Source organism: Mycobacterium aquaticum, from assembly GCF_002086485.1.
GTDB classification, from domain to species: domain Bacteria; phylum Actinomycetota; class Actinomycetes; order Mycobacteriales; family Mycobacteriaceae; genus Mycobacterium; species Mycobacterium aquaticum.
The window spans coordinates 206,050-231,651 of the sequence record NZ_MVHF01000006.1; the positions used below are offsets into that span (position 1 = coordinate 206,050).

Genomic DNA, 25,602 nt, shown 5'->3' on the forward strand with positions numbered 1-25,602 from the left:
GTGAGCCACGCCGTGGACGCAGAATCACCGCCCGGGAAGCACCCTCCGGACGGTTAGCATGGGCCCGACGGGAGGGGCCAGATGACCAACAGGTGGAGCGCGGTGTCCACATCGCCGACCTTGCCCGTGCACCACGCGCCTGCCGACGGGCTCACCGCGGCGGACCTGTTCACCCCGCCGGTCGCCGCGACGGTCACGCTCGACGAGAAGCTCCGCCGGGCCTACTTCTGGCTGATCAACAAGGCCGTCATCTCGCCCTTCTACGACGTCGAATTCGGCGCGGACACCACGGTCAACTATCCGCTCGGCGATGCAGGCGCGGCCCTGAGCCTGCCCAAGCAACCGGCGTACTCGTCCAATGTCCTTGTGCCACTGCTGACGTTCGCCGTGGGCGGCAGGTGCCTGCTGATCGGTGGCCCCGGGCGCGGCAAGACCACCCTCGCGGTGCTGATGGGTGTCCTGGCCGGCTCGGCGCCCGCCGATGTGCGCCGCCACGTTCAGCAGGGCCACCCGCAGCTGACCGTGGGTGACCTGGTCGGGATCCCACTCCCGCGTGATCTGGTCCAGGCCGGGAGCCTTGCCGAGATCACCATCGCGTGGAAGAGCTGGCTGACGGCGCCGGTCAAGATCGTCGACGAGTACAACCGGATACCGACCAAGACCCAGTCCGCGCTGCTGACCATGGTCGCCGAGGGCTACGTCGAGAGCCACGATCAGATGCACGTCACCGCACCCGAAAACGGGGTGCAGAGCTGGTTTTTCACCGCCAACGACGACGGTGGCGGCGGCACCTTCGCGGTGATCCAGGCGCTGCGCGACCGGATCGACGTGACGGTGCAAGCCTTCGGGTTCAACAGCCGGTTCCTCGACGAACTGGTGACCCGCGTGGAAGCCGGGGACCGCCCGGAGGACAACGTGCCCGCCGAGTTGGTGTTCACCGCCGCCGAGCAGGCCGGGATGGTCGAGCAGATCCGTGCGATCCCGGTGCCCACCGAGGTGCGCCGCCGCGTGGAGTTCTTCGTCAGCCACTTCGAGTTCGTCCAGCACGGCGGGCGCCGTTTCGAATACCGCACCAAGGACGTGGTGGCCACCGCCGGTCTTGAGGTCGAGCAGATCATCGACGCCAACTCGGGTGCCGATCTGCAGGTCGACATCGGCGCCCAGACGGTCAACGGGGTGTCGGTGCGCTCGCTGCAGAACCTGGTGCTCTACGCCAAGGCGCTGGCCTGGTTCCGCGGCAACGCCACCGTCACACTCGAGGACGTCCGGGCGATGGTGCCATTTGCCTTGCGCGGCAAGCTGTTACCGAACCCCGCTCATCCGCGGTTCGACACCGGTGCGGACCGGGAACTGGCGTCGGACCCGGCGAGCTGGCTGACCGATCTGTTCGACACCTCGTGCCGGCAGTACGTCGCGCTGGCACGCGACGACGAGGACCCGGTGGCCGAACTGCTCGCCCAGTTCGGCCGTGGCCTCGACGGCGTGGACGCGCTCGAGGTGTCCCGGCGCCTCACCTCGATCGAGGCCAGGATCTCGACAATCTCGGGCGTCGGCAAGATCTACGGCCGGGATTTCGATGATCTGGTCGCGCTCAAGTATCTCTACCAACGGTATTCGAACTATCTGCACTGGCTGGAGAGCGGCACGTGATTGCCCGGCCGTACCACCAGGTCAATCTCGACGCACCCGCGGCAGTCGACCTGCCCACGGTGGCGGGCCTTGACCTGGCGCTTTCGGCCGACAACGTGTCCCGCTTCGGCGGTGACCCGCACCGCTACCGCCATGCGCTGCAAGGTATCTCGGTGCCCGCCGACGCGATGGTCAACGTCGCCGCAGTCGCCGCCTGGCGCTCCGGCGTGCTCGGGATCCGCGCTGACGCACTGGCCCGGTTACAGCTGCTTCCGATCGATGTCGCGGCGTCGGTGCTCGGTCTTCCCGCCGACGCGGTGGTGCCCTTCACCGATGGGCAGGCGGTGGACCGGTTCTACTGGCCGCTGCGCCCGCAGGGTCAGTTGATCGCCCGGATCGGCGGTTTCACCGGACTCGGCGGCGTGTGGGACCACCCGCCCACCGACCCGGTGTGCCATGGACCGGGACGGTGGTCCGTCAGCGTCGGTAACCAGCGCAGGCAGATCGACGCCGATGTGTTCGGCCACGTGCTGTCCTCCGCTCCCACCGATACCACGTCCGACGGCGGACCCCGGACAGCGCAGCTGGTGGTCCGTCCGACCTCGTATCTGGCCGAGATCTGGCCGGCATGACCGGGCGGGCAACGACCGATACCGAACTCGTGGCCTGGCAGGCCGCGCTGCAGCTGTGGGGTGTGCAGCTACATCTGCCGAACATGGTGCGCGACAGCACAACCGGAACCTTCGCGTGGTTCTCGTTCCCGCCGTCGATCTCGATCGACGTCGACGAACTGGCCCGCCATGGCGCCCAGGATCATCTGGTCAGCGTGTTCGCGCACGAGATCGGCCATCACGTGCTGTCCCCGAGCACCCGCATCGTGTCGTTCAAGCTGCTGCAGCAGATGGCCCGGGCCATCGTGGCGAGTGATCCACGCCGAGCCATCCCCGTCACCACGACGGCCCAGAAGCTCTCCAACCTGTGGTCGGACATGCTCATCAACGATCGGGTGGTGCGGATGCAGCGCAGGCGCCAACCCGGCCCGGAGCCGGACATGGTCGCGTTGTGGCGCACCCTCGCAGCCAGAGACCCGGCGCCGAACGCGTTCTGGTGGGTGTTGATGCGGGCGTACGAGTTGCTGTGGTCACTGCCGTCGAACACGTTGTGCCCCAATGATCCTCCCGTCGTGTCCGAAGCCGCCCGAGAAGAGGCGCGGGCCCGCCAGCACATCGACCCCGCCACGCTCGACGTGTCGATGGTCCGCGAGGACCTCCAGGAGAAGGAGCGTGTTCACCGCGCCGCGGCGTTGCGGGTGCGGGCCCTGCAGGACGAGCTCCTGCTCAGCCAGCCCGTGCAACCGGTCGCCGACGCCGAATATGTCGCGAAGGCGATCCGCACGTTCGGGGCCGACCCGGTGGGCGGTGCGCTGACCTTCGGCATGGTGCTGGTGCCCTACCTGGTACTGGACTCCATGACCGCCGGGGCGGCCGATGTGTCCGGCGGCGGCTGCGCCGAAGCCGGCGGATCACCCGCCAGCGCAGCCGAACTCGCCGAGGTGCTGGCCGATCCGCGGCTCGGCGAGACCCCAGTGCACCCCGCGGCCGCCGCCGTCGGTGTCCGGCAGCAGGAGCCGGCGGCGGGCCAACAATACGGTGTCGCACAGACATTGGCCCTGTTCGCGGGGTCCGATCCGAACGCGGTGATGCTGGCCTGGTACGAGGCGCAGGCGCGGCCGTGGGTTTCTCCGCTGCTGCAGAAGGGCCGCGGTGTCGCGGCTGCGGGCATCCCGGGCCCGTTGGAGACCTGGGAACTCGATGACGAGGTCGCCGACATCGACTGGCCGGCAACCCTTGCCACCAACCCGGTGGTGGTTCCCGGTGTGACGACGCGGCGACGCACGCACCTGCCCGACGATCCAGCGCTCACCACCGAAGCGGTCACGCTGGATCTGTACATCGACTCATCTGCCTCGATGCCGAATCCTTCGCGTGGCTCGCAGGCGGTGCTCGCGGGCATGATCCTGGTTCTTTCGGTGCTCAAAGGGCGTGGGCGGGTGCGGGTCACGTCATGGTCGGGCCGGGGTCAGGTGGCAGGCGACAGCGTGTTCACGCGCGACCGGATGGAGATCATGCGTCAGCTGACCACGTTTTTCGGTGGCGGCACGTCGTTTCCGCTCGACCTACTGGCCGACCGGTATCCGCCGGGCGAACGGGACCGCGACGAGCTGCGCCACCTGGTGGTGTTGTCCGATGACGGCTTGGCTTCGCTGTTCGGCGCAGGCCAAGAGGAGTACGTCGGGGTTGCCGCGGCCGTGCGGCGCCGACTCGACACCGCGACACTGCTGGTGCAGGACCGGTCCCGGTCGGTGGCGGGCCCGGCGGCCGAAGCCGGTTACGCCGTTGATTATCTGGACACCATGTCCGACGCCCCGGCGGTCTGCGCGAGGTTGGCCGCCCACATCGCCGGGTATCGACGGGAAGTGTTGCATGGCTGAGCAATTGGTGAACTGGTTCGCCGAAGGCCTGGACGAGCAGGCGGTGTGGTCGCGGCTGCGCCCCGGACCGCCGGTCGACGAGGTCGCCGCGCGGCTGGCTAGCACGCCACAGCCGTTTCTCGCCGACACCGTCGACGTGGTGGCCCTCGCGTGCGACGTGTTCAACCACACCGGGTGCGCGTCGGTCGCCCAGCGCATCGTCGAGCGGGGAACACCGGCCTCACGGCGTGGCGCCGCGATCGGTTTGTGGTTGTTCGCCAGTACGGATCTCATCGGCCCGTTCAGCGTGCCACTCGACGAGCCCATGGCAGCACGAGCCCTGCTGGCGTTGGCTTTTCGGGTCGCGCCGCTCGTCGACCCCGGCCGCTGGCTCAGCGATGCGGAACGCCGCGACGAGGTGGTGCGGACATTCCTGCTGTGGGATGGTCTACTGCCCCACGGGGAGGACGTCGCGCAAGCCCGGTCGTTGTTCGAGATGCGGGATTCGGTGCGGCGCGAGGGTGCGCTGGCCCAAGCCCTGGCTGACCACGAGCATCGCATGGCCGTGCAGCGCCGCCTGGCCGACGCTCAGGCCAAAGAAGCTGCAGCGCGGTACAACAGTGAGTGACGACCCGCTGCGTCTCGACGATTACGTCCCGTTCGGCCAGGTGGCCCTGACCGATGAAGAGCGCTGGCCCGGTCTGTCCGCGGCCGGGCGGCAACGGTTGGCGGAGCTGGAGCACCATCGCCTGGCACCGGCATGGTGTCACCGTGCCGGGCACCGGCTCACCCCCGACCAACAGCAGGCGGCCACTCACCTACTGCCGCTGGATGATTGGCTGCCGCGACATCTAGCATTGGCCCGCACGCTGCCGGCCTACCGCCACCACACCGGCCCGCTGGACCACCTCACCGACTTCCCGCTGATCGGGCGCGAGGATCTGGCCGAGGACATCGCGGCGTTCGTCCCGCCCGGCGCCGACCTGAGCCGCATGCTGCATGGCACGAGTTCGGGCAGCACCGGTGCGGCGCTGGTGATGCCCGACGACCCGGACGAGCTGGCCCGCGGGTTCCATTGGCTGCGCGGATTGGTGGGCGCGCACTGGGAACCCGTGAACCATCGGGTGGCTTTGGTGCAGACGGTGTTTCAGCGGCAGGCGTTCACCTATGCCTCGGTGCTTCCCGGGTTCGGTGAGGCGTTGATGGCCCGGCTCAACCTGCATCCCGCCGCATGGTCGGCCGGCAGCGCGCAGCGCGACGAGTTTCTGCGCCACGCTGATCCGCAGGTGATCAGTGGCACACCGACATCGCTGGAGGTGCTGCTGGAACCCGTACTGGCACAGACGTTGCGGCCCCTGGCATTGATCTCGGGGGCGATGACGCTGACAGCCCCGTTACGGCATGCGCTGCAGGCCGCCTACGACTGTCCGGTGCTGGACATCTACGGTTTGCACGAGACGCGGCCCATCGCGGTCAGCGACGATGGCGGACCGTTCGTGATCGCCGAACGCCGAGTACACGTCGAGGTACTGGCGGGCGAGGTCGTCGTGACATGCGGCGAGAACCAGTTCCTGCCGCTGGTGCGCTACCGCACCGGTGATTGCGCACGGTTGGTCACGCATCGCGGTCGGCCCGCGCTGGCCGACCTGGAAGGCAGGGAGGCAACGGTTTTCACCGCAGCGACAGGTGAAGCGGTGCCGTGCGTCGACCTCACTCAGCAGTTGCAGGCCGCGGGCGCCCGCGGGTGGAGCGTCGAACAGGATGCGGCCGGCCACATTTCGGCGGTGATCGCGTCTGGGGACCCGCAGCGGGTCACCGAGACACTGGCCCTGCTGCTGGGACGCCCGGTCGAGGTGACCCGGGTGGCGACGCTCGCCGAGCTGGGGCCCGGCAAGCCGCGGCGTTACTCCTCGGCTACTTCGCCGACGCGGTGATGAGTTCCACCGCTTCTGCCACGCTGTCGATGCAGTGGAGCAGGGCGAGGTCGGATTCGTCGATCTTCGCGCCGGGCAGAACCGTGTCGCGAATCCAGTCGATCAGACCCGACCAGTAGTCGACGCCGAGCAGGATGATCGGGAATTTGGTGACCTTGTGGGTCTGTACCAGGGTCAGGGCTTCGAACAGTTCATCGAGGGTGCCGAATCCGCCCGGCAGGCAGACGAAGGCCTGCGCGTACTTCACGAACATGGTCTTGCGTACGAAGAAGTAGCGGAAGTTGATGCCGAGATCGACCCACTCGTTGAGGCGCTGCTCGAAGGGCAGTTCGATGCCCAGACCGATGGAGTAGCCGCCCGACTCGCTGGCTCCGCGGTTGACCGCTTCCATTGCGCCCGGTCCACCGCCGGTGATCACCGCGTAGCCCGCCTGCACCAACGCGGTTCCCAGTTCGCGGCCCAACCGGTACTCGGGTGAGCCAGGATCGGTCCGGGCCGACCCGAAAACAGTGACCGCCTTGGGTATTTCGGCGAGAGCGTCGAAACCCTCGACGAATTCACCCTGGATGCGCAGCACCCGCCAGGGATCCGTGTGCAGCCACTGGGTGTCGTCGTGTCGGTCCAACAGCCGTTGGTCGGCGGTGGTGGTGGCACACCGGTCCCGGCGCAGTTGCACCGAACCGCGGATTTGAAACTCGCTCTGATCGATCTCGGTCACGTTTGCCAGCGTATGCGCGCGCCAACCCCTCAGGCCGCGTTGTCGGCGCCCGCCTCCGTCCCATAGCGGCCCGCGCTGAACATCGACGCGATCGCACCGAGCACCATCATCACGGCCGCCGCGATGAACACCACGACCAGTCCCGAGTGGAACGGCTCGGTGATGAGCTGCGGGAAGAACTGCTGCCCGGTCAGCACGTCGGCGTTGACCCCCGGTTGCTGCAGGGCGTGCGACGGGCCGAGCAACTCGGCGATCGGGTTGTAGCCGAGGAAGGCCGCGAACAGGCTGCCGACCGGTGGGAGCTGGGCGACGTCTTGGGCGACCGCCGCGGAGACCCCCTGCTGCTCAAGGCCGGTCGCCATCGCGGTGGGCAGGGTTCCGGCGAGCCCGACGATCATCAGCGAGAAGAAGATGCCGATGGACAATGACGAGCCTGCGTTGAAGAACGTCGCACGCACACCGGAGGCCGCGCCGCGCTCGGCGGCAGGCACCGCCGACATGATGGCCGCGGTGTTGGGTGCGGTGAAGATGCCGCCGCCCAGACCGTTGAAGAACACCAGCGCGGCGAACAACCAGTAGTTGAAGTCGACCGGAATCATCACCAGCGCCACGAACGTCACGGCCATCAGCAGCATGCCGCCGACCGTGAACGGCCGCGCTCCGTAGCGGTCGGACAGCGTCCCGGCCAACGGACCGGACACCAGGAATCCGATGGTCATCGGCAGCATGTAGATGCCGGCCCACAGCGGGGTCGACTCGAAGCTGTACCCGTGCAGCGGCAGCCAGATGCCCTGCAGCCAGATGATCAGCATGAACTGCAGGCCGCCGCGGCCCACCGAGCTCATCAGCCCGGCGAGGTTGCCCATCCCGAACGCGGTGCTGCGGAACAACCGGATGTTCATCATCGGATGCGCGACGCGCAGTTCGATGACACAGAACGCCACGAGCATCAGGACGCCTGCGACGATCGCGCCGAGCACCCAGGGGTTCAGCCATCCGGTAGTAGAGCCGCCGTAGGGCTGGATGCCGTAGGTGATGCCGGTGAGCAGCACGGTCAGCCCGATGCCGAAGGTCAGCGTGCCCGCCCAGTCGAGCCGGCCGGGGCTGCGGGCACCCAGTTCACGCAGCGAGCGGTAACTCCAGATGGTGCCGAGGATGCCGACAGGCACGCCGACCCAGAAGATGGCCCGCCAATCCCATTCCGACAGCACGCCGCCGATGAGCAGGCCGAGGAAGGAGCCCGCGACGGCCGCCACCATGTTGACGCCGAGGGCCATGCCGCGCTGGTTGGCCGGGAACGCGTCAGTGAGGATCGCCGATGACGACGCCATCAGCATCGCGCCACCGACGCCCTGCACCACGCGCCACCCGATCAGCCACACCGCGCCGCCGCCGAGATGGAACGGGTCCACCGAGAGCGCGATCGCCGCGACGGTGAACACCACAAAACCCAGGTTGTAGATGCGGACCCGGCCGTACATGTCGCCGAGCCGACCGAACAGCACCACGAGCACGGCCGTCACCACCAAGTAGCCCATGAGCATCCACAGCAGGTAGCTGACGTTCGCCGGGGCCAGCGGGTTGAGCCCGATCCCGCGGAAGATCGCGGGCAGCGAGATCAGCACGATCGACGCGTTGATGGTCGCCATCAAGGTGCCCAGTGTGGTGTTCGACAGCGCGATCCACTTGTAGAACGGATGGTCGTGGTCCATGCGGATCCGTCGGCGCGCCGTCTCCAGGGCCGCGGTATCCGTGTTGGCGTCGGTCAGCGGGGTTGCGCTGCCGGTTTCGTTTGCAGTCGTCGTCTCAGTCGTCATCAATCTTCTTCGTCGTCGTCATCGTCAGGTTCGGGACCACCCAGAACGTATATATTAGCTATGCAAATCAACGGACGGCAATTCCCGCTGGCGAGCGAGGCCCGGCCACCCCGTCGCCGATTTTGACGCGAGGGTCGCGGCGACACCCGATCGGCAACCCTGGCGTCAAATTCGGCGAGATCACAAACCGGGGTCACTACGCGTCGCTGCCAATCTCCTGAGAACCACTCCGCTGTTCCCCACCGCGGGGCATCTGCGCTAGGTTGGTACCCGCACGATTCCAATCCACACGGGAGTGCACACCGAGTGCGCTGAGAGGACGGGTAGGCCCGTCGACCGTTGAACCTGACCGGGTAATGCCGGCGTAGGGAGATGTTGTAAATGACGCTGTCCGACGTTTCCGTTGACCTCTCATCTGTGACCACGGGCCCCATCACCGGAAGCACCAAGGTCTACCGCGAGATCGACGGTGTGCGGGTGCCGTTCCGCCGGGTCAATCTCACCAACGGTGAACATCTCGACCTGTACGACACCTCGGGGCCGTACACCGACGACGACGCGGTGATCGACCTGACCGCGGGTCTTCGCCCGCGGCCCAACGTGATCCGCGACCGCGGCACCCAGCTGCAGCGGGCCCGGGCCGGAGAGATCACCGCCGAAATGGCCTTTATCGCTGCCCGCGAAGGAGTTTCACCCGAGCTGGTGCGTCAAGAGGTCGCGGTCGGCAGGGCTGTCATTCCTGCCAACCACAATCACCCAGAGAGCGAGCCGATGATCATCGGCAAGGCCTTCGGCGTGAAAGTCAATGCCAACATCGGTAATTCGGCCGTGACCTCGTCGATCGGCGAAGAGGTCGACAAGATGGTGTGGGCCACCCGCTGGGGCGCGGACACCATCATGGACCTGTCCACCGGCCGCAAAATCCACGAGACCCGCGAGTGGATCCTGCGCAACTCCCCGGTCCCGGTCGGCACCGTGCCGATCTACCAGGCGCTGGAGAAGACCAACGGCGATCCCACCAAGCTGACGTGGGAGCTGTACCGCGACACCGTGATCGAGCAGGCCGAGCAGGGCGTCGACTACATGACGGTGCACGCCGGGGTACTGCTGCGCTACATCCCGCTGACCGTCAACCGCGTCACCGGCATCGTCTCCCGCGGCGGTTCGATCATGGCGGCGTGGTGCCTGGCGCATCACACAGAGTCGTTCCTGTACACCAACTTCGAGGAACTCTGCGAGATCCTGGCCCGTTACGACGTGACCTTCTCGCTCGGCGACGGGCTGCGGCCCGGCTCGATCGCCGACGCCAACGACGAGGCGCAGTTCGCCGAGCTGCGCACCCTGGGCGAGCTGACGAGGATCGCCAAATCCCATGGGGTGCAGGTGATGATCGAGGGGCCCGGACACGTGCCGATGCACAAGATCGTGGAGAACGTCAAGCTCGAGGAAGAGCTCTGCGAAGAGGCGCCGTTCTACACGCTGGGCCCGCTGGCCACCGACATCGCGCCGGCGTACGACCACATCACCTCGGCGATCGGCGCGGCCATCATCGCGCAGGCCGGTACGGCCATGCTGTGCTACGTCACGCCGAAGGAACACCTCGGCCTGCCCGACCGCAAGGACGTCAAGGACGGCGTGATCGCGTACAAGATCGCCGCGCACGCCGCCGATCTCGCCAAAGGTCACCCGCGGGCGCAGGAACGTGACAACGCACTGTCCAAGGCCCGCTTCGAGTTCCGCTGGCACGACCAGTTCGCGCTGTCGCTCGACCCGGACACCGCACGCGAATTCCACGACGAGACCCTGCCCGCCGAACCGGCCAAGACCGCGCACTTCTGCTCGATGTGCGGCCCGAAGTTCTGTTCGATGCGGATCACGCAGGACATCCGCGACGCCTACCCGAACGGGGTACCCGACGAGATCGCGCAGGGCATGGCGGCGAAATCGCAGGAGTTCGCCGACCACGGAAATCGCGTGTATCTACCATTGGCGCCGTGACGAGCTTCCTGCCACTGACGCCACCGGGCCAGGCCCCGCACCGGGTGATGACCATCGCCGGATCGGACTCGGGCGGTGGTGCAGGCATTCAGGCCGACCTGCGTACCTTCGCCATGCTGGGCCTGCACGGGCTGGTCGCGATCACGGCGGTGACGGTCCAGAACTCGGTGGGCGTCAAGGGGTTTCACGAGATCCCGCTGGACGTGGTGGCAGGCCAGATCGAGGCCGTGGCGACCGACATCGGGGTGCAGGCCGCGAAGACCGGCATGCTGGCCTCATCGGACATCATCGAGACGGTCGCCGAAACGTGGGACCAGCTGAGCCTCGGTGTGCCACTGGTGGTGGATCCGGTGTGCGCGTCGATGCACGGCGACCCGCTGCTGCACCCGAGCGCCCTGGACGCGCTGCGCACGCGACTGTTCCCGCTGGCGACACTGGTCACCCCGAACCTCGATGAGGTGCGGCTCCTGACGGGCATCGACGTGGTGGACACCGCCAGCCAGAAGGATGCGGCCCGGGCGCTGCATGCGCTGGGGCCGCGGTGGGCGCTGGTCAAGGGCGGGCATCTGCGGGCCAGCACGCACAGCCCCGACCTGTTGTTCGACGGCGCGGAGTTCCACGAGTTCGACGCAGAGCGCGTCGACACCGGACACGATCACGGCGCAGGCGACACCTTGGCCGCCGCAACGGCCAGCGCACTCGCGCACGGCTATTCGGTGCCCGAGGCGGTCGCCTTCGGCAAGCGATGGGTCACCGAATGCCTGCGCGCTGCGTACCCGCTCGGCCACGGCCACGGCCCGGTGTCGGCGCTCTTTAGATTGAACACATGAACCTTGACGCGAGCCTGGCTCCGATCGACGGCATCGCGCACGAACCCGACGGCACCCCGCACGGCGTCGTGGTGCTCACCCACGGGGCCGGCGGCAACCGTAACTCCCCGATGCTGGTCAACATTTGCGATGAATGGGCTTCGCGAGGCTGGCTCGCGATCCGCTACAACCTGCCGTACCGGCGCCGCAGACCCAAGGGCCCGCCGTCAGGATCGGCCGCCGCCGACCGCGCCGGTATCGCCGAGGCCGTGGCGCTGGCCCGCACGCTCAGCGATGGTCCGGTGATTGCCGGGGGACATTCCTACGGCGGCAGGCAGACGTCGATGGCGGTGGCCGGTGAAGGTTCCGAGCCACCGCTCGTCGTGGACGTCCTCACGTTGTTCTCCTACCCGCTGCACCCGCCGGGCAAGCCGGAGCGCGCCCGCACCGAGCAGCTGCCGCGCATCACCGTGCCGACGGTGTTCACCCACGGCAGCGCCGACCCGTTCGGCACGCTCGACGAGTTGACCGCCGCCGTCGCGCTCGTCGCAGGCCCGACCGAGTTGGTCGCGATCACCGGCGCCCGGCACGATCTGGGTTCCAAGACATCGGACGTGCCGGCATTGGCCGTCGACGCGGCGTTACGGTTGCTGCCGTGACAAATCCGCCCGGGCACTACCCACCCCCGCCACCGCAGCCGTATTCCGCGGAGTCCGGCCGGTTCGCGGCCCAGCCCAAGAAGAAATCCTCGGCGCTCAAGTGGATCTTGATCCTGCTGGCAGTGGTCGTGGTCGTCGCTGTCGCCGCGGCTGCCGCGGTCTACTACCTGGTGAACCGGGACTCGACTCAGGCCACGCAGGTCAAGGTCGGTGACTGCCTCGGCGACGTGCCCGACAGCAGCCGGGTGCTCTACGTCCACACCGTGACCTGCGATCAGCCGCACAAGGGCGAGGTGTTCTCGGTGCTGACCATGCCCGACGGCGGTTTCCCCGGGGACGCCGCGGTGATGAAGTACACCGACCAGTGCAAGCCTGCGCTCACCAAGTACGCGCCGAATGCGGTCAACGACGCAGCCATCAAGCTGTTCGTGCTGTACCCGACATCTGACTCCTGGCAACGCGGAGACCGTACCGTCACATGCATCGCCACCAGCGATAATCCCCGCACCGGGAAATTGGGGTAACGCCCTACTCTAAACCGGCGACCGCGCCGGGCCGACACTCGACGCATGGTCGAGATCGACAGTCCGGCGGTCACCGCCACCACTGTGCTGCCGCTGGCACCCCGCAATCCGATGCCCTACCGCCAACAGATCAAGGCGTTACGGCTGTTCATCGAAGGACATCAGCGGCTGCGCGACGCAGGCGGCCCGGTCAGCCGCATCGTGCTGGGCCCCCGATGGCTTGTCCCGCCGGTCCTGCTGATCACCTCGCCCCAAGGGGCGCGCGACGTCCTCGGCCGCCCCGATGCGGTTGCCGATCGCGGCGGCGCCGTCAACATGATCGACCTGCGCCGGCTGATGGGCGGGAATCTGCTGAATCTGCCGCATGACCGCTGGCTGCCCCGGCGGCGCACCCTGCAGCCGATGTTCACCAAGAAGCATGTTCCGCGATACGCCGGGCACATGGCCGACGCCGCGCAGGCGGTCGCCGACAGCTGGGCTGACGGCGCCACGATAGACCTGGACGCCGCGTGCCGCACGCTGACGTTGCGGGCGCTGGGCCGCTCGGTGTTCGGGCTCGACCTCGACGAGCGAGCCGAGGATGTGGGCCCGGCGCTACGCGCGTCGCTGTCATGGATATCCGATCGCGCGATCCAACCGGTCAAACTCCCGCAGTGGGTACCCACCCCTGCGCAGCGCCGGGCGAAGGCGGGCAATGCGCGACTGCATCAGCTCGCCGACGAGATTCTGACCGCCGTGCGCGCCGACCCCGATCGAGACGCCCCGCTGGTTCGCGCCCTCATCGAGGCCAGCGACCCGGACACCGGGCGGCACCTCACCGACGACGAGATCTGCCACGAATTAGTGTTGTTCATGCTCGCCGGTCATGACACCACCTCGACCACGCTGTGTTACTCGCTGTGGGCGCTGGGCCGCGATCCCGACATCCAGGCGCGCGTGCACTCCGAGGTCGACGCGCTCGGCGACCGGCCCCTGACGCCCGAGGACGTGCCCCACCTCGAGTACACCGTGCGGGTACTGCACGAATCGTTGCGGCTGTGCCCGCCCGGCGCGGGAACACCGCGCATGCTCAACGAGGAGATCACCGTCGACGGCTACCGCGCCGAGGCAGGCACGATGGCGATGGTCAACTTCTATGCCATGCACCGCGATCCCGCTCTCTGGGACGATCCCCTGGTGTTCGATCCCGACCGGTTCACCCCGGAGCGCTCGGCAGGCCGAAGCCGTTGGCAGTACCTGCCTTTCGGCGGTGGACCGCGCTCGTGCGTGGGAGATCACTTCGCGATGCTGGAGGCGACCCTGGCGCTGGCCACCCTGGTTCGCGCGGTCGCGGTGACCTCATTGCACGACGACTTCCCGGTGGAGACTCCCTTCACCGTCGTTGCCGCCGAGCCGATTCCGGCCCGGGTGACTCGACGCAAACCCTGAGCACAATCATCGTCAGAACCTCACCGCGGCACTGAGTTTGGTCACCGACGCGCGGATCTCGGCGACGCGCTCGGGGCAGACGCCCCACGGCTCGTCCACTCCGACCCGGTTGTCGAGATCCCACAGCACGCACGGCTCGCCCGGCATGGCGACGAGTTCCCATGCAATGACGGTCCTGCGGAGCTGCTCGGCCATGGGTTCTGTCGCCGCGCGACTGTCGGCCGGTGCGCCGCCGACCGGAGTGTGGTGCATGAACCGGCCGTAGGCGTCCGCGCAGAAGGACTCGTATCGCATGGTGCACAGGATCAAACCGTGCCAGGCCTCATCCACTGCGTGCGAAGGCATTCCGATCAACTGACCGTCCTGCAGCGCGGCAGCGCAGCACCGCAACCACTGCCGCAGGCCGGTCGTGACGAGTGCGCGTGGCTGCCATGGGCAGGTCTTGAACACGACCTGCGGAAGATCGAGAGCCGCCACCGCGGCGTAGGACCTCTCGAATCCGGCGTCGCGGCGTCGTGCCAACCAGCGAGATTCCATACGTCTGCCCTCCATCGACTCGACAGCGGTCACCCGCCACACCCTCCGCAACCACCACAGCCGCCGCAACCGCCGCCACACCCACCGCAACCGGCCGCGTCCGAAGATTTCGAGGCGGTACGCTTCGACCGCGGCTGCGAAGGTGCGCCTGCCGCCCAGAGCGCAGTCCGGCGGGGCCGCATATAGCGCCCGGAATCCCGGCGCAGGGCTCGAATTTCCCTTCGGCACTGCTCTTGCGGGCTCTCCTGAGGCCGGCTGCGGGCCCCGGCCGACCGGTGCACCAACGCACTGGTCAGCACTACTGTCAGTGCGAGCACCACCACACCCAGTTCGATCGTGTGCATCGTGAGCCTCCTTTGGCCCGGCCTACCGCTTCATTGTGTGAAGACCGTCACACCGGGCGGAAGGGCCAGAGCGCGTCTGCCGCGTTTCCTTGCACGATTCACAGATTGACCCCGCACAGGGTCCACGGCTGCAGCGAATAGCCCGAGGCGACAACATGTTTGGTGGGATGATCCGCTCCGTCATTGACGACACCGCCCGGCAGCGGTGAGATGTTTGCGTGAGCACGGAGAAAGGACCGCAATGAGCACCTCCAACGGATGGCCTGCCCTGCGAGTGGCGGACTGGGAGCCGACCCGCGACACGTTGCACATGTGGACGCAGATCGTCGGCAAGATCCGTCTCACCCATTCGCCGCTGCTCAACCACTGGTGGCAGGTCACCCTCTACGTCAGCCCGCGCGGGCTGACCACCGGCTCGATTCCGTACGGCAACCGGTTGTTCGACCTGGAATTCGACTTCATCGACCACGTGCTGGCCATCCGCACCAGCGACGGCGGTGCGGCCACCGTCGCCCTGAGCGCCAAACCGGTCGCCGAGTTCTATGCCGAGACCCTTTCCGCGCTACGGCAACTCGGCATCGAGGCGGGAATCTCCGGGGAGCCCAACGAGGTTGATCCGGCGATTCCGTTCGCCGAGGATCACCAGCACGCGTCGTATGACCCGCAGGCCGCGCACCTGTTCTGGCGCCAACTCATCCAGGCCCACCGGGTGATCAACGAATTCCGCTCCTACTTCATCGGCAAGGTCAGCCCGGTGCACTTCTTCTGGGGCTCGTTCGACATGGCGTGCACCAGATTCTCCGGCCGACCGGCCCCCGAACACCCGGGCGGAGCACCGAACTGCGGCGACTGGGTCATGGTCGAGGGCTACTCGCACGAGTTGAGCAGTTGCGGATTCTGGCCGGGCGGCGGCGAAGAAGGCGCCTTCTATGCGTACGCTTATCCGGAACCGGAGGGATTCGCCGACTATCCCGTCGGACCCGAGGCGGCGTACTACAGCAAGGAGTTCCGCCAGTTCCTGCTGCCCTACGAGGCGGTGCGGACCTCTCCCGATCCCGACCGCGCGCTGCTGGAATTCCTGCAGACCACCTATGCCGCGGCCGCTGACCTGGCCGGCTGGGACCGCTCGCAGCTCGAGTCCGATCCGCACCGGTGGCGCACCTTGTCCCGGTAACCCCTCGACAAAGTACCCGGTACCTGCGGTACTGTTTCGCCATGGGGGCACACGACGCGGTGATCGTCGGGGCTGGGTTCGCCGGGATCGGCGCGGCCATCCAGCTCAAGCGGATGGGTATCGACGACTTCGTGATCGTCGACCGCGAAGACGACCTCGGCGGCACCTGGCACGTCAACCACTACCCCGGCTTGGCCGTCGACGTCCCCACCACCACGTACTCATACTTCTTCGAGCCCAACCCGCACTGGTCACGGCTGTTCTCCACGGGCACCGAGATCAAGCGCTACGCCGACACGGTCGCCGACAATTACGACGTGCGGCGACATATCCGGTTCAACACGACCGTGGAGGGCGCCAGCTGGGACGAGGAGACCGCACACTGGCAGGTCGGGCTCGCCGACGGCGAGACACTGCGGGCCCGCTACCTCTTCACCGCCACCGGGTTTCTGTCCCAGCCGCACACGCCCGACATCGCAGGCATCGACAGCTTCGCAGGCAAGATCATCCACACCACCGACTGGGACGACGATTACGACCCCTCCGGCCGCAGCGTGGCGATCATCGGCACCGGCGCCACCGCGGTACAGCTCATCCCCGAGCTGGCCCGCCGGGTCGCCTCGCTGACCGTCTACCAGCGCACCCCGATCTGGGTGGTGCCGAAGATCGATGTCCGGTTCTCGCCGCGCATCAAGGCGTTGTTCGCCCGAATACCGTTGACACAGCGTGCCATCCGGGCCGTCACCGACGGCATCTACGCGGCCATGGTCGACACCGCGGTGCTCAAACACCGCTATTTCCGTCGGCTCAACATCGCTGCGGCCGATCTGGCCAAACTGCACCGGTTCGCCTCGATCCGCGACCCGGAGCTGCGTCGGAAACTGACCCCGGACTACGACTTCGGCTGCAAGCGGCCGACATTCTCCAACAGCTACTACCGCACTTTCACCAAGCCGCACGTGCAGCTGCAGGCCGACGGCATCGACCACATCGAGCCGGACGGGATCGTCAACGCCGACGGCAGCAAGACAGTCGTCGACACCCTCGTCCTGGCCACCGGATTCGATCTCTGGGAGGCCAATTTCCCGGCCATCGAGGTGATCGGCCGGGAAGGTCGCGACCTCGGGAAATGGTGGCGCGACACCAGGTTCCAGGCCTATCAGGGGGTCTCGATGCCGTACTTCCCGAACTACCTGAGCCTGGCCAGTCCGTACGCGTTCCTCGGGTTGAACTTCTTCAACACCATGGAGTACCAGATGCGGTTGATGGACCGGCTGTTCGGTGAGGTGAAGCGCCGCGGCGCCACCATATTCGAGGTGACCGAGGAGGCCAACGCGCGGTACCTCGACTTGATGACCGAGTTGCTTTCGGACTCGTTGTTCACCCTCGGCGACTGCGCTTCGGCACGGTCGTACTATTTCAATCCGAGCGGCGAAGCCACCCTGCTGCGACCCATGACAACGCGTCGGGCCGTTGCGGACGCTTCCCGATTCCCGTTGAGCGACTACGCATTTTCCTGATCAGAGAGGATCGTCCATGACCGAACAGAACAACAACTCCACGCTGGCCAAGCTGGCAGGTCTCGGACTGGCCGGAACCGGTGTGGCCCATTTCGTGAAACCACAGTTGTTCGAATCGATCACCCGCTCTGCGTTCCCCAAGGACACGCACAAGCACATCTACACCAACGGCGGCATCGAGACCGCGCTGGGACTCGGCCTGCTCCTGCGCAAGACTCGCAAGCTGGCTCTCGCCGGAACCGTCGGCTACGTCGCCTATCTGGCCGGCAACGCCGCGCGCAACCGGTAGCGCCCCAACAGGGTCAGATCGACCATGGCCGTCACCACGGCCCGGGCCTGCTCCGAATTCTGGTAACCCATGAGCCGGCCCAGGTCGATCACCAACGCCATCGCAGCATGAACCGCAAACCGCGCCTGACCGGCGCTCCACTGGGGCCGCACGGGCATCACCAGGTTCACCCAGGATTCGACTGCCGACCGCTGCAGGTCGCGCAGGATCTTCTGGTCGGCGGCGGTCATGTTGAGACGTTCGGTGTAGTAGACGTAGTCGAGTTCCGGGCGGGCGAACGACCGCTCGACATAGCTGTCGATCAGCACCGCGAGTGCCTGCTCGGGGTCGGAGACCGTGCGCAGCACCTCGGCCATGTCTTCGGACAATCGATCGGCCGCCCGTCGGAATCCGGCTGCGAGGATGTCCGTCTTGCCCGAGAAGTACCGGTAGATGCCCGATGCCGGCATGCCGACCGCACTCGCGATGTCTTCCATGGTCGTGTCGCGGTAGCCGTTCTGATTGAACAACCGCAGCGATTCACTCAGCAACGCTTCGTATTTGGTCGTGCCGGTGGCCGGTGGAGCATCGGTCACCGGATCGCCGGCGGTGGGAAGCTCGGGCAGGTCCGCGGTGAGCACGCTGTCGACGATCTCGGCGAGCACCGCACGGATCTGGCCGGCCGGCAGCTTGGCGCGATGGTCGACGATGCTGCCGAGCACACTGAGCACGGCGGTGGACAGCGTCCAGCGCTGGTGCGCCCCGAGCTCGGGACGCAGGGCCCGCAGCGGCCGCTGGATCCGCAGGTGCACGGTCCGCATCTGGCTGTTCAACGCGGTCTGGTCGTCGCCGCGCAAGAACCGGGCCTCCCAGCGGTACAGGCCACCGGACTCGCGGTTGGCCAGCGCGGTATCGGTCAGGGCGGCGACCAGGCGACGCAGTTCCCGACGCGGGTCGGGGTCGGATTCGGTCTCGTCGGCGAACGCGGTGCCGTCGACGAGTTGCTGGCCGAGGTTGAGCACGGCGTCGCGGAACAGCTCGTACTTGCTCGAATAGTGCCGGTACAACGCGGCCGCCGAGATCCCGACGCGCGACGCGATGGCCTCCATGCTGACACCGTGATAGCCGAGAGCACTGAACGCCTCCGCCGAGGCGCGGGCGATCTGGGCTTTTCGGTCTTTCGGGCGGCGTCGCACGACAGCTGCACTCCGGTCGCCGCCGGTGGGCGGGGTGCGCGCCATGTCGACACCATAAACGGACCCGCGAATGTGGTCAAAGGGGCCGGACGCGGCAGAATGCCCATTAACATAGCCAGGGTTGATGCCGGATGGGGGTCCCGTGCTGGTCAGGTTGCGAAGATTGCTGGCGTACCGTGTCGCGGTCGGCGAGTTGATCGTCATCGCGCTGATCGTCGGTACCCCGTACGGGCTGATCGGGGCGATCTGGTCGAGCACCCACACCGAACATCTCCGGGAGATGTCCAGCCTGGATGCCGTGGTGTCGGCCCTCGGCTCGATCGTCTCGTGGCCGGTGCTGTTGTTCGCCGACGTTTGTATGACCTGAAGGGGGCTAGATGAGTTATCGAGCTGTGTATCTGGGGATCGCCGGTCTGGTGGTCCTCGGCATCGGTCTGTATCTGATGGGCATGCCGGTGTACCTCGACGACTTCGACCAGTACGGCATGCAGATTCCGTGCGGCTCGTCGTATTCGGCGCATCTGGTGCAGGCCAGCGCCGCTGGGGACCAGTACGTCGACAAGTGCGGTTCGGCGCTGGTGCTGCGCCGGCTGTGGACCATCCCGGTGGTGGCGATCGGTGCCCTGGCGGTCATCGCGGTGCTGGTACGGGCAGCGACTTCGTCGGCGCACGAATCACTCATGCCGACGCGCGACACTCACTGAGCCCTGAGCGCCGAGTGGCCAGTTGTGGCACGGTTTTTCGCGAATCGCGTGCCACAACTGGCCAGTCGCGCGATACCTAGTCGACCAGGACCGCCGCGGCGGTGCACATGTGATCCCGGACCGCAGTCGCGGCCGCAGCCGGATCGCCCGATTCGATGGCGTCGACGATATCGAGATGCCGCTTGGCGTCCATGTTCTTCAGGGCCCGGTCCACCCCGGCGTACATGATCGACATCCGGATGCTGCCCTCCAGTGACGACCATGAATGCAGCAGGGTTTCGTTACCGCTCAAGTGACACAGGGTCCGGTGGAACTTCAGGTCGGCCTCGATGCGGTCTTCCAGGTTGGCCGCGGCCCATCGCTCCATGTCGGCGACCGCGCTGCGCAGGGCCGACACCGCAGCGTCCCGGTCGTCGCGGGACGCCAAGTCACTGGCGGCCAGCGACTCGAGCGCACCTCGGACGTCGAAGATGTCCTTGATCTCCTTGGCGTCGAGGTGTCGGACCGACAGCCGACCGCGTGCCCCCGCCGAGATCAGCCCTTCCTGCTGCAGTTGGCGCATGGCCTCGCGTAGCGTTCCGCGACTGATCTGCAGGGCATCGGACAGGTCTGTCTCCACGAGGTGGGTACCGGGCTGAAGCTGGCCTGAGGTGATGGCTCGGCGCAGCGCTGACAGCGCTTGTTCGCGCAGGCTGGTCTTCTCAAGTCGCAGCAGCGACGGGGCCTCCGACATGACCTGCTCCTTGAGTGTCAACATTTGTTTGTCAACACTGATCCTACAGTCGCTCGAGTACCGAAGCGACGATGCGCCGAGTCGACAGGCCGTAGCGGTCGTGCAGTGTCGGCAGTGCCCCGGCGGCCAGGAATTCGTCCGGCAGCGCAATTGGTGTGACCTGTCGGCCCACCCCGCGCTGCACCATGGCCGAGGCCACCGTCTCGAACAATCCTCCGACCACGGTGTGGTTTTCCAGCGTCAGCGCCAGGCGGTCCGAATCCAGTTCGCGCAGCACGGTTTCGGCGTCGAACGGCTTGAGCGTCGGAGCGTGCACCACGGCCGCGTCGACATTGTGGGCCGTCAGTTCCTCGGCAGCCAGCAGGGCCCGCATCGTCATCAGGCCGCTCGAGACGAACACGACGTCGTTGCCGGGCCGCACTACCTTGGCCTTGCCGAGTTCGAACGTGTATCCGTACTCATCGAGGACAGTGGGCACATTTCCGCGTAACAGACGCAGATATGTGGGTCCGGCGTGCTCGGCCAACTGGGGCACGGCCTGCTCGATGTCGACCGAGTCGCACGGATCGACGATGGTCAGCCCCGGCATCCCCCGGAAGATCGCGACGTCCTCGGTGGCTTGGTGCGATGGCCCGTAACCCGTTGTGAGACCAGGTAATCCACCGACGATGTTGACGCCCAGTCCCGGCTCGGCGATGTCGAGGCAGATGAAGTCATAGGCCCGCCGCGCCGCGAACACGGAATAGGTTGACGCAAAAGGAATCAGGCCCGTCTCGGCCATACCGGCGGCCGCGCCGAACAACAGCTGCTCGGCCATGCCCATCTGGAAGAACCGGTCGGGAAATGCCTGGGCGAAGATATGCATGTCGGTGTACTTGCCCAGATCAGCGGTGAGCCCGACGATTCGGTCATCGGCCTGCCCGGCCTTCACCAGGGCGTGCCCGAACGGTGCGGGCGTGGTCTTCTGCCCGGGATCGGCGAACGACGCGATCATCGCCGAGGTGCGAAGTTTGGTGCTCATGCCGATACTCCTTGATAGCCCGCGGTGAGTTGGTCGCGGCAGATCTGCCACTCGTCGGCGTCGATACGCATGAAGTGCGCCTTCTCCCGCGTTTCCAGCAGCGGTACGCCTTTGCCAACTTTGGTGTCGCACAAGATGACCGAGGGCGCTTCGGTGCTGATTCGGTCGAATGCGTCGAGAAGTCCGTGGACGTCGTTGCCGTCGACGCGCTGGACGTGCCAGCCACAGGCCGCCCACTTGTCGGACACGGGTTCGGTGCGCAGCACGCCCGCCGTCGGGCCGTCGGCCTGTAGCGCGTTGATGTCGACCATCGCCACGAGATTGCCGAGCCGGTGATGCGACGCACCCATCGCGGCCTCCCACGTCGAACCCTCGTCGAGTTCACCGTCAGAGAGAAAATTGATCACCCGCGCGTCGTTCCCCTGGTGCCGCAGACCCAGCGCCATCCCGACGGCAACCGTGAGACCGTGGCCCAGCGACCCACCGGATATCTCCATACCCGGTGTGTAACTTGCCATTCCGGACATCGGCAACCGGGATTCGTCGGATCCGTAGGTGTCGAGCTCGGCGACGTCGACGATGCCCGCTTCGGCCAGCGCCGCGTACAGGCCGATCGCGTAGTGCCCTGTCGACAACAGGAACCGGTCGCGCCCCTCCCAGTGCGGATCATCGGCACGGAAGCGCAGTTGATCGGCGTATACCGCGGCGAGCATGTCGGCGGCACCGAGGGCCTGCCCGACGTAGCCCTGCCCTTGCGCCTCACCCATGTTCAGTACGTGGTGACGCATCCGGTAGGCAGCATCACGCACCTTCGTGGCGCGCATCAGGCGGCCAACGCCTGGTCGGAGGCGGCCTTGTCGGCAGCCTGGCGTTCGGCGGATCCCCAGGTTTCACGGGTCACCAACGCGGCCCACAGGCCAACCGCGGCGTACGCGGAGAACAGCAGAGCAGGTCCCATCCATCCCATCCATTCGAACAGCAGTGTTGTGACAAAGGGCGTGAATCCCGAGACCATCGCCGAGATCTGGTACGCCAGTGAGGCTCCCGAGGCGCGGGTGTTGGCGGTGAACAGTTCGGGGAACCAGGCGCCCTGAGAGCCGGCCAGGGCGTTCTGGCAGACGCCGTAGGCGATGACGACGGTCGCGATGATGAGGAAGAACAGCCCGGTGTTCACCAGCACGAACATGAGTACGCCGAAGGGAACACCGAAGGCGCACACCCACAGGTAGACCGGACGACGACCGACCGTGTCGGTGAGCCGCGCCCATCCTACCGTCGCGAAGATACCGATTGCCGCAGCAATGCACAGTGCGACAAGAGTTTCCGTGGCGGTGGCCAGTTTCGCGGTCTTGAGGTAGGAGATCATGTAGGTGATCGACACGGCATAGCCTGCGGTCTCGGCGATACGAAGGCCGATGCCGCGCAGGATGTTTCGCCAGTCGTTCTTGAGCACCTCGACGATGGGCGCCTTGACGATCTTGCCCTCGTCCTTGACGTCTTCGAAGACCGGCGACTCGGGCACCTTGGCCCGGATGATCAGCCCGACGACCACCAGCACGATGCTGGCCAGGAACGGCACCCGCCATGCCCAGTCACCGCCGAGGTGCACACTGACCAGGAAGACCAGGTTGGCCAGCAGCAGCCCCACCGGGAAACCGGCCTGCACGATGCCGGTGTAGCGGCCCTTTTCCTTCCACGGGGCGTGCTCGTAGCTCATGAGGATGGCGCCACCCCACTCGGCGCCGAAGGCCAGACCTTGAATGATCCGGACGGTCACCAACAGCACCGGCGCGAGCACGCCGACCGCGGCATAGGTGGGCAGCAGCCCGATCGCGAAGGTGGCCAGACCCATGATGAGCAGCGACGCGACGAGCACTGGTTTGCGACCGACCTTGTCGCCGAGGTGGCCGCCGATGATGCCGCCCAGCGGCCGGGCCGCGAAACCCACCCCGAGGGTGGCGAACGATGCCAGGGTGCCGGCGACCGGGCTCGAGTGCGGGAAGAACGCGTGGCCGAAGTACAGCGCGGCGGCGGTCCCGAATCCGATGAAGTCATAGGTTTCGATCACTGCGCCGACGGCGGAGCCGACCGCTACCCGCTTGGCGTCCTTGGTGCCAAGTACGGGACCCCGCATTTTCAGAGCGTCATCGCTCATGGGCGTCATCCTTTCAAATCCCGCTCAAATCCAGGTCTACCTGCGAATTTCCTGACATGTTGACTGTCAACAAAGCGGTAGGTGCCACCCAGTGTGAGCCTGCACACACGTCACTGTCAACAGTCAACAGAATTTATTGCCGCCCGTTGACTGTTAACAGTCGACGCCGGTAGTGTGGTCGCCGCCACAGCCGCGAAGGCCCGGGAGAAAGCACCGCCAGATGCCAGCTCATTCGTTTCACAGCCGCCTGGGCTGTTCGACCATCAGCTTCCGCCACCAGCCATTGCCCAAGGCCCTGGACACCATCGCCGGAGTGGGCTTCGCCGAGATCGACCTGGGTGCGCTACCCGGCGTGTGCGACCACGTTCCGTTCGTCCTCGACGAGGCCGCCGTACGCGAGGTCGCGGCCACCGTCGCGGCGTCGGGCATCCGGGTCCGCTCCATCAACGGCGACATCGGTGACCTCAACGTCGCACTGGACGTCCAAGGTCGGGCGGCCCGGGACCGCCACCTGGCGATGCTGGTCGAGCTGACGGCCGCCACCGGCGCCGACGCGCTGGTACTGCCCTGCGGCGCGCTCGACCACGAGCCGATCAACTCGCTCGACGAGGACCTGACGACGGTGGCCGGGGAGCTGGCCGCGGCCTCGAAGGTCGCCGCCGCCCGCGGAGTCGCCTTGTGGACCGAATCGCTGCACTTCTTCCGATTGTGCTTCGACACCGAACGTGCACAACAGCTCGCCGATCGGCTCGACGAAAACGTCGGAATAGTCATGGATTTCAGTCACATCGTGGCGTCCGGCGGCGACCCGGTGGACTTCGTGGCACGGTTCGGGCCACGCATCCGGCACGTCCACATCCGTGATGCCGTCCCCGGCAACATCAATCTGTCGGTCGGCAACGGCCAGGTCGATTTCGCGACAGGCCTCAAGAGTCTCGCCGACGCCGGCTATTCGGGGCACTTCGCGCTGGAACTGGAAACCCGCGACGTCACCCACGACCAACGTCCGGCCGCCGCAGCAGCGGCCGGAAACCTCATCTCCACCTTGATCTGAAAGGACTCGCAATGTCTGTCACCCGCACCGCCGTCGTCACCGGAGCCACCTCCGAGAAGGGCATCGGCATGGCCGTTGCCGAGCGCTACGCCAAGGAAGGCTGGGCCGTCGTGATCCTCGACCTCGATGGCGAGCGCTCCGCCAAGGTCGCCGCCGAGATCGGCAACCAATTCGGGGTACCCGCGTTCGGCCATGCCGTCGACGTCACCTCCGAAGAGTCGGTCACCGCCGCCTACGACGCGGTCGCCGCCGAGGTCGCCGCGGGCAACCTGCCCACGATCGGCGCGCTGGCCAACATCGCGGGCATCACCTCCCCCGTGCCGTTCCTGGAGACCACGCTGGACCTCTGGAACAAGGTCATGGCCGTCAACGCCACCGGAACCTACTTGGTGACAAAGGCTTTCCTGCCCGCCATGATCGACGCCGGCTGGGGCCGCATCGTCAACATGAGCTCGGTGTCCGCGCAGCGCGGCGGCGGCGTGTTCGGCAAGGTGCCCTACTCCTCGGCCAAGGCCGCGATCCTGGGCTTCACGAAGTCGCTGGCCCGCGAGATCGCCGACACCGGTGTCACGGTCAACGCCGTCACCCCGGGCGCGGTGGACACCAACATCCGCGTCGGCTCCACCGATGAGCAGGAAGCCAAGCTGGCCGCCGACATCCCCGTCGGCCGCACTGCCACCACCGACGAGGTGGCCGCGGTCATCACGTTCCTGTCCAGCCAGGACGCCAGTTACCTCACCGGAACCACCGTGGACATCAACGGTGGCAGCCACATGCACTGACACCGCTTCGCCGCGCCGAGTGGCCAGTTTTTACAAGGATTTTCGCAACAACGGGCTGTTGCGAAATTGGTAGGTGGTTGGCGCGGCGAGTTTTGGTGGTGGTGGTGGTGGGTAGCCGGGCGTGGGGT

General features: G+C 66.8%; 25 protein-coding genes and 1 riboswitch. Of the genes, 17 read left to right on the forward strand and 8 right to left on the reverse strand.

Annotated elements, in window-relative coordinates; genetic code table 11:
- Positions 1–81 precede the first annotated feature (81 nt).
- From BST13_RS09250 to BST13_RS09270, 5 genes are read left to right on the forward strand one after another with little or no spacing between them, the layout of a single operon-like run.
- Positions 82–1,650: an AAA family ATPase gene (locus BST13_RS09250; RefSeq protein WP_083162841.1), complete on the forward strand. Its 1,569-nt coding sequence runs from the start codon at positions 82–84 to the stop codon at positions 1,648–1,650.
- Positions 1,647–2,261 (forward strand): hypothetical protein, encoded by a 615-nt coding sequence (locus tag BST13_RS09255; RefSeq protein ID WP_083162843.1) that lies wholly within the window; start codon positions 1,647–1,649, stop codon positions 2,259–2,261. The genes BST13_RS09250 and BST13_RS09255 overlap by 4 nt, the downstream gene beginning before the upstream one ends.
- Positions 2,258–4,120: a vWA domain-containing protein gene (locus tag BST13_RS09260; RefSeq protein ID WP_083162845.1), complete on the forward strand. Its 1,863-nt coding sequence runs from the start codon at positions 2,258–2,260 to the stop codon at positions 4,118–4,120. Before BST13_RS09255 ends, BST13_RS09260 begins: the two co-directional genes overlap by 4 nt.
- A complete protein-coding gene (locus tag BST13_RS09265) occupies positions 4,113–4,727 on the forward strand; it encodes a hypothetical protein (RefSeq protein WP_083162847.1) in 615 nt (204 codons plus the stop codon). The genes BST13_RS09260 and BST13_RS09265 overlap by 8 nt, the downstream gene beginning before the upstream one ends.
- Complete coding sequence (locus BST13_RS09270; RefSeq protein WP_083162849.1) at positions 4,720–6,033, forward strand: phenylacetate--CoA ligase family protein; 1,314 nt, start codon at positions 4,720–4,722, stop codon at positions 6,031–6,033. The genes BST13_RS09265 and BST13_RS09270 overlap by 8 nt, the downstream gene beginning before the upstream one ends.
- Here the strand turns inward: BST13_RS09270 and BST13_RS09275 are convergent.
- Positions 6,014–6,742, reverse strand: a complete 729-nt coding sequence (locus BST13_RS09275; RefSeq protein ID WP_095533467.1) for an LOG family protein — start codon at positions 6,740–6,742, stop codon at positions 6,014–6,016. The two genes, BST13_RS09270 and BST13_RS09275, sit on opposite strands and share 20 nt — an antisense overlap.
- A gap of 38 nt (positions 6,743–6,780) precedes the next feature.
- Positions 6,781–8,463: an MFS transporter gene (locus BST13_RS09280; RefSeq protein ID WP_095533468.1), complete on the reverse strand. Its 1,683-nt coding sequence runs from the start codon at positions 8,461–8,463 to the stop codon at positions 6,781–6,783.
- Positions 8,464–8,847: 384 nt separating this feature from the next.
- Positions 8,848–8,956, forward strand: a riboswitch (TPP riboswitch).
- Here BST13_RS09280 and thiC point away from each other — a divergent pair.
- The 5 genes from thiC (at position 8,950) to BST13_RS09305 (ending at position 13,986) form a co-directional block, all read left to right on the forward strand.
- Entirely contained in the window at positions 8,950–10,566 is a 1,617-nt protein-coding gene (gene thiC / locus BST13_RS09285; RefSeq protein ID WP_083162853.1) for a phosphomethylpyrimidine synthase ThiC, read from the forward strand. Its footprint overlaps the riboswitch before it by 7 nt.
- Before the next feature lie 47 nt (positions 10,567–10,613).
- Complete coding sequence (gene thiD / locus BST13_RS09290) at positions 10,614–11,396, forward strand: bifunctional hydroxymethylpyrimidine kinase/phosphomethylpyrimidine kinase (protein ID WP_211296053.1); 783 nt, start codon at positions 10,614–10,616, stop codon at positions 11,394–11,396.
- Positions 11,393–12,034, forward strand: coding sequence for an alpha/beta hydrolase family protein (locus BST13_RS09295; protein ID WP_083162855.1), 642 nt, complete (start codon positions 11,393–11,395; stop codon positions 12,032–12,034). Before thiD ends, BST13_RS09295 begins: the two co-directional genes overlap by 4 nt.
- Positions 12,031–12,558, forward strand: a complete 528-nt coding sequence (locus BST13_RS09300; RefSeq protein ID WP_083162857.1) for a septum formation family protein — start codon at positions 12,031–12,033, stop codon at positions 12,556–12,558. Before BST13_RS09295 ends, BST13_RS09300 begins: the two co-directional genes overlap by 4 nt.
- 45 nt (positions 12,559–12,603) lie before the next feature.
- Positions 12,604–13,986 carry a cytochrome P450 gene (locus BST13_RS09305; RefSeq protein WP_083162859.1) on the forward strand — a complete coding sequence of 461 codons (1,383 nt, stop codon included), beginning with the start codon at positions 12,604–12,606 and terminating at the stop codon, positions 13,984–13,986.
- Between the two features lie 12 nt (positions 13,987–13,998).
- Here the strand turns inward: BST13_RS09305 and BST13_RS09310 are convergent, their stop codons facing one another.
- Positions 13,999–14,523 carry a glycine-rich domain-containing protein gene (locus BST13_RS09310; protein WP_083162861.1) on the reverse strand — a complete coding sequence of 175 codons (525 nt, stop codon included), beginning with the start codon at positions 14,521–14,523 and terminating at the stop codon, positions 13,999–14,001.
- 585 nt (positions 14,524–15,108) lie between these two features.
- Between BST13_RS09310 and BST13_RS09320 the strand changes: the two genes are divergently transcribed.
- From BST13_RS09320 to BST13_RS09330, 3 genes are read left to right on the forward strand one after another with little or no spacing between them, the layout of a single operon-like run.
- The gene (locus BST13_RS09320) at positions 15,109–16,041 is read left to right on the forward strand and encodes a DUF5996 family protein (RefSeq protein ID WP_083162863.1); all 933 of its coding nucleotides are present in this window, start codon (positions 15,109–15,111) and stop codon (positions 16,039–16,041) included.
- Positions 16,042–16,082: 41 nt separating this feature from the next.
- On the forward strand, positions 16,083–17,561 hold the full coding sequence (locus BST13_RS09325) for a flavin-containing monooxygenase (RefSeq protein WP_083162865.1): 1,479 nt from the start codon (positions 16,083–16,085) through the stop codon (positions 17,559–17,561).
- 16 nt (positions 17,562–17,577) lie between these two features.
- Positions 17,578–17,850, forward strand: a complete 273-nt coding sequence (locus tag BST13_RS09330) for a hypothetical protein (RefSeq protein WP_083162867.1) — start codon at positions 17,578–17,580, stop codon at positions 17,848–17,850.
- Here BST13_RS09330 and BST13_RS09335 read toward each other — a convergent pair.
- A complete protein-coding gene (locus tag BST13_RS09335) occupies positions 17,817–19,070 on the reverse strand; it encodes a TetR/AcrR family transcriptional regulator (protein WP_083162869.1) in 1,254 nt (417 codons plus the stop codon). The genes BST13_RS09330 and BST13_RS09335 overlap by 34 nt on opposite strands.
- Positions 19,071–19,149: 79 nt before the next feature.
- Here BST13_RS09335 and BST13_RS39295 point away from each other — a divergent pair, with 79 nt between their 5' ends.
- On the forward strand, positions 19,150–19,392 hold the full coding sequence (locus BST13_RS39295; protein ID WP_083162871.1) for a hypothetical protein: 243 nt from the start codon (positions 19,150–19,152) through the stop codon (positions 19,390–19,392).
- Between the two features lie 10 nt (positions 19,393–19,402).
- Positions 19,403–19,729 (forward strand): hypothetical protein, encoded by a 327-nt coding sequence (locus BST13_RS09345; protein ID WP_083162873.1) that lies wholly within the window; start codon positions 19,403–19,405, stop codon positions 19,727–19,729.
- 76 nt (positions 19,730–19,805) lie between these two features.
- Here BST13_RS09345 and BST13_RS09350 read toward each other — a convergent pair whose 3' ends face one another.
- From BST13_RS09350 to BST13_RS09365, 4 genes are read right to left on the reverse strand one after another with little or no spacing between them, the layout of a single operon-like run.
- Positions 19,806–20,462, reverse strand: a complete 657-nt coding sequence (locus BST13_RS09350) for a GntR family transcriptional regulator (RefSeq protein ID WP_083162938.1) — start codon at positions 20,460–20,462, stop codon at positions 19,806–19,808.
- Positions 20,463–20,505: 43 nt separating this feature from the next.
- A complete protein-coding gene (locus BST13_RS09355) occupies positions 20,506–21,483 on the reverse strand; it encodes a transketolase family protein (RefSeq protein ID WP_083162875.1) in 978 nt (325 codons plus the stop codon).
- Complete coding sequence (locus BST13_RS09360; RefSeq protein ID WP_083162877.1) at positions 21,480–22,307, reverse strand: transketolase; 828 nt, start codon at positions 22,305–22,307, stop codon at positions 21,480–21,482. Before BST13_RS09360 ends, BST13_RS09355 begins: the two co-directional genes overlap by 4 nt.
- On the reverse strand, positions 22,307–23,638 hold the full coding sequence (locus BST13_RS09365; RefSeq protein ID WP_083162879.1) for an MFS transporter: 1,332 nt from the start codon (positions 23,636–23,638) through the stop codon (positions 22,307–22,309). Before BST13_RS09365 ends, BST13_RS09360 begins: the two co-directional genes overlap by 1 nt.
- A gap of 220 nt (positions 23,639–23,858) precedes the next feature.
- Between BST13_RS09365 and BST13_RS09370 the strand changes: the two genes are divergently transcribed.
- Positions 23,859–24,692, forward strand: a complete 834-nt coding sequence (locus BST13_RS09370; protein WP_083162881.1) for a sugar phosphate isomerase/epimerase family protein — start codon at positions 23,859–23,861, stop codon at positions 24,690–24,692.
- Positions 24,693–24,703: 11 nt separating this feature from the next.
- On the forward strand, positions 24,704–25,474 hold the full coding sequence (locus BST13_RS09375; RefSeq protein ID WP_083162883.1) for an SDR family NAD(P)-dependent oxidoreductase: 771 nt from the start codon (positions 24,704–24,706) through the stop codon (positions 25,472–25,474).
- Positions 25,475–25,602 lie beyond the last annotated feature (128 nt).

Bases quoted from the DNA above. Each gene is read 5' to 3' on its own strand.
- BST13_RS09265 (WP_083162847.1), top strand. From the start codon at position 4,113: ATGGCTGAGCAATTGGTGAACTGGTTCGCCGAAGGCCTGGACGAGCAG.
- BST13_RS09355 (WP_083162875.1), bottom strand. From the start codon at position 21,483: ATGAGCACCAAACTTCGCACCTCGGCGATGATCGCGTCGTTCGCCGAT.
- BST13_RS09320 (WP_083162863.1), top strand. From the start codon at position 15,109: ATGAGCACCTCCAACGGATGGCCTGCCCTGCGAGTGGCGGACTGGGAG.
- BST13_RS09370 (WP_083162881.1), top strand. From the start codon at position 23,859: ATGCCAGCTCATTCGTTTCACAGCCGCCTGGGCTGTTCGACCATCAGC.
- thiD (WP_211296053.1), top strand. From the start codon at position 10,614: ATGACCATCGCCGGATCGGACTCGGGCGGTGGTGCAGGCATTCAGGCC.
- BST13_RS09345 (WP_083162873.1), top strand. From the start codon at position 19,403: ATGAGTTATCGAGCTGTGTATCTGGGGATCGCCGGTCTGGTGGTCCTC.
- BST13_RS09310 (WP_083162861.1), bottom strand. From the start codon at position 14,523: ATGGAATCTCGCTGGTTGGCACGACGCCGCGACGCCGGATTCGAGAGG.
- BST13_RS09335 (WP_083162869.1), bottom strand. From the start codon at position 19,070: ATGGCGCGCACCCCGCCCACCGGCGGCGACCGGAGTGCAGCTGTCGTG.
- BST13_RS09325 (WP_083162865.1), top strand. From the start codon at position 16,083: ATGGGGGCACACGACGCGGTGATCGTCGGGGCTGGGTTCGCCGGGATC.
- BST13_RS09365 (WP_083162879.1), bottom strand. From the start codon at position 23,638: ATGAGCGATGACGCTCTGAAAATGCGGGGTCCCGTACTTGGCACCAAG.
- BST13_RS09280 (WP_095533468.1), bottom strand. From the start codon at position 8,463: ATGGACCACGACCATCCGTTCTACAAGTGGATCGCGCTGTCGAACACC.
- BST13_RS09360 (WP_083162877.1), bottom strand. From the start codon at position 22,307: ATGCGCGCCACGAAGGTGCGTGATGCTGCCTACCGGATGCGTCACCAC.
- BST13_RS09260 (WP_083162845.1), top strand. From the start codon at position 2,258: ATGACCGGGCGGGCAACGACCGATACCGAACTCGTGGCCTGGCAGGCC.
- BST13_RS09330 (WP_083162867.1), top strand. From the start codon at position 17,578: ATGACCGAACAGAACAACAACTCCACGCTGGCCAAGCTGGCAGGTCTC.
- BST13_RS09295 (WP_083162855.1), top strand. From the start codon at position 11,393: ATGAACCTTGACGCGAGCCTGGCTCCGATCGACGGCATCGCGCACGAA.
- BST13_RS09375 (WP_083162883.1), top strand. From the start codon at position 24,704: ATGTCTGTCACCCGCACCGCCGTCGTCACCGGAGCCACCTCCGAGAAG.
- BST13_RS39295 (WP_083162871.1), top strand. From the start codon at position 19,150: ATGCCGGATGGGGGTCCCGTGCTGGTCAGGTTGCGAAGATTGCTGGCG.
- BST13_RS09350 (WP_083162938.1), bottom strand. From the start codon at position 20,462: ATGTCGGAGGCCCCGTCGCTGCTGCGACTTGAGAAGACCAGCCTGCGC.
- BST13_RS09305 (WP_083162859.1), top strand. From the start codon at position 12,604: ATGGTCGAGATCGACAGTCCGGCGGTCACCGCCACCACTGTGCTGCCG.
- thiC (WP_083162853.1), top strand. From the start codon at position 8,950: ATGACGCTGTCCGACGTTTCCGTTGACCTCTCATCTGTGACCACGGGC.
- BST13_RS09250 (WP_083162841.1), top strand. From the start codon at position 82: ATGACCAACAGGTGGAGCGCGGTGTCCACATCGCCGACCTTGCCCGTG.